We start from the raw sequence: 1,446 nt of genomic DNA, 5'->3' as shown, positions 1-1,446 counted from the left end.
GGGTGAGCAGCGCGCGGGCCTCCTCCTCGAACCGGCGGTCGGTGGCCGTCAGCCGGACGTGGTGCTGGGCCCGGTGCTCCGCCCAGGAGGAGACCAGGTAGTTCTCGACGAACCGCTCCGGGTCGTGGCCGTCCTGGTAGAGGCCCCAGGACAGGGCTCCCGTACGGCGCCGGGAGCCGGCCACGCGGAGCATCCGGTCCGTGAACCGGGCCTGTTGCCCCGCCGGGACGCGGTAGGCGACGGAGACCAGGACCGGGCCGTCGGACTCCCCGGGTTCGAACACCAGGGGAGGCGCGGGCCAGTGGTCCGACGGCGTGGGGTCGATGCCCTCGGCGTCGTGCAGCGGCCACCGCCGTACGGTGGCCGCGCTCAGGAGCATGGCACCGGCGGCGATCAGCAGACAGGGGCCCAGCCCGATCCGGTCGGCGACCGTACCCCACAGGGGCGCGGCCAGTGCCTGTCCGCCCTGGAAGACCAGCAGGTAGACGGCGAGGCCACGAGCCCTCACCCAGCCGGGGAGCCGGGTCTGCACGGCCGCGTTGAGGGTGGACAGGACGGCGATCCAGGCGAGGCCCGCGGGCAGCAGGGCGAGTACCACCAGCCAGGGCACATGGACCGTGGCCAGCACCGCGAGCACCCCGGCGAACACCACGGCGCCCGCCGTGAGCGTGCCGTTGGTCCACAGTACGCGGCGGATACGGGACAGGACGAAGGCGCCCGCCACCGCTCCCACGCCCACCGCCCCCAGCAGCAGCCCGTACCCGCCCGAGCCGAGGCCCAGGGAGCGGCTCGCGGCCAGGGGCAGCAGCGCCCACAGAGCCGCGCCGCCGGGGACGAGCAGGAGCGTACGCAGCAGGACCCGGCGCACCCCGGGCGCGTTCCGCACATAGCGGCGCCCGGCGTGCAGGGCGTCCGTCAGCCGTTCGTTCCCCGCTCCAGGGGCGGCCGTCGGCGGGCGCCGCCACACCAGGAGGACGGCCGCGGTGCCCAGGTAGGAAGCCGCGTTGAAGGCGAAGACCCAGCCCGCGCCCGCCGCCGCGACCACCGCCCCGCCGAGAGCCGGGCCCACGGCGCGGGCCAGGTTCATGTTCACCGCGCCCAACGCCGCGGCCTGCCCGAGCCGTCGGCGCTCCACCAGCTCCGGCTGGACCGCCTGCCAGGCCGGGCCCATCAGCGCCGAACCGCACCCCAGCAGGAAGGTGAGGGCGAGCAGCACCGTCGGCGACAGCGCGTCCGTGAACGCCAGCACGGCCAGCGCACCGGACACCGCGAGCATCGCGAACTGCGAGGCCAGCAGCACCGAGCGGCGGTCGAAGCGGTCGGCGATCACCCCCGAGGGCAGGGCCAGCAGCACGACGGGAAGGCTTGAGGCCGTCTGCACGAGCGTCACCAGCGCGGCGCCGTCCCCGACCAGCAGCCACTGGGCGCCCACCATCTGCATCCAGG

At 75.4% G+C, this 1,446-nt stretch carries 1 protein-coding gene; it reads right to left on the bottom strand.

Going from position 1 to position 1,446, the window contains the following annotated elements; translation table 11 throughout:
* On the bottom strand, positions 1–1,446 hold a 1,446-nt coding region (locus tag ACFV0Q_RS41590; protein ID WP_385013311.1), incomplete at both ends, for an MFS transporter.

The sequence above is a fragment of the Streptomyces sp. NPDC059564 genome (assembly GCF_042735575.1).
GTDB lineage: Bacteria > Actinomycetota > Actinomycetes > Streptomycetales > Streptomycetaceae > Streptomyces.
The sequence above is the reverse complement of the archived record's forward strand: the minus strand, read 5'-3'. Positions and strand labels throughout refer to the sequence as shown.